Source organism: Chryseobacterium sp. RR2-3-20, from assembly GCF_017808115.1.
GTDB lineage: Bacteria > Bacteroidota > Bacteroidia > Flavobacteriales > Weeksellaceae > Chryseobacterium > Chryseobacterium oryzae.
The window spans coordinates 1-684 of record NZ_JADQBD010000182.1 but is presented as its reverse complement, the minus strand read 5'-3'; the positions used below and the strand labels follow the sequence as shown (position 1 = coordinate 684).

The window sequence follows — 684 nt, the reverse complement described above, 5'->3', positions numbered from 1 at the left end:
CTCTTTTACTTTCAGTCTTAATTTTCGATCGATTTTAAGTAGTTTATTGATAGTTTCGTCGCTTTTGGTTCCTTTGATAATGGCAACAATACTCCCTTTTCTACCTTTGGCTTGCTTGGATGTCAATACGGTGTAAAGTTCACCTTGCGATAAGGCTAATTCATCTAAAGAGAGTTGTGGAGAGCAGTTTTCGGGATAGAGAATATAATCTTCGGCGTGTTGTTTTTGCTTCCAATTTTTAAAGTCACTTATTGATTTTTTGTACTGTCTTCGGAATTTTTTCCCTTTAACACCGTACATCTCTCCGATGGTTTCTAAAGGAAGCGCTTTAGTATCGGCTGATTTTTTTTAAGAACTCGGCAAAATCCTGCGTCATTCGGGTTCCTTTAGCGATAAGATTCCAATCTCTTTGTAGAATTTTGCCTGATTTTATATCCGTCCATCTTCTGCGTTTGATGTGCAGCTGTACGGCTTTTCCCCGAAGTGGAAAGTCATCCACAGTTATTTGCTGGTGAAAACCCTTGGATTGAAGTTGTAAAGAGGAAAATTCTTTGGGGATTGTATTTTTCTCTTCAAAATAAAGATGAAGTAAGCCTTCAATCTCTTCAAATTTTATAACATCGAAGTATTCGATTAAGTATTCAGGCAATAATAACTTGAGTAGGTCTTCTGTTTTCATCCTCT

The 684-nt window shown here is 36.8% G+C and carries 1 protein-coding gene and 1 pseudogene; both read right to left on the bottom strand.

Translation table 11 applies throughout. The features are described 5' to 3' along the window. Positions 1–300 (bottom strand): annotated as a pseudogene (locus IV513_RS15610) (DDE transposase); the annotation flags it as partial. Between the two features lie 28 nt (positions 301–328). Further along, a complete protein-coding gene (locus IV513_RS15605; RefSeq protein ID WP_209391470.1) occupies positions 329–679 on the bottom strand; it encodes a transposase in 351 nt (116 codons plus the stop codon). Positions 680–684: the final 5 nt, after the last annotated feature.

Bases quoted from the DNA above. Each gene is read 5' to 3' on its own strand.
- IV513_RS15605 (WP_209391470.1), bottom strand. From the start codon at position 679: ATGAAAACAGAAGACCTACTCAAGTTATTATTGCCTGAATACTTAATC.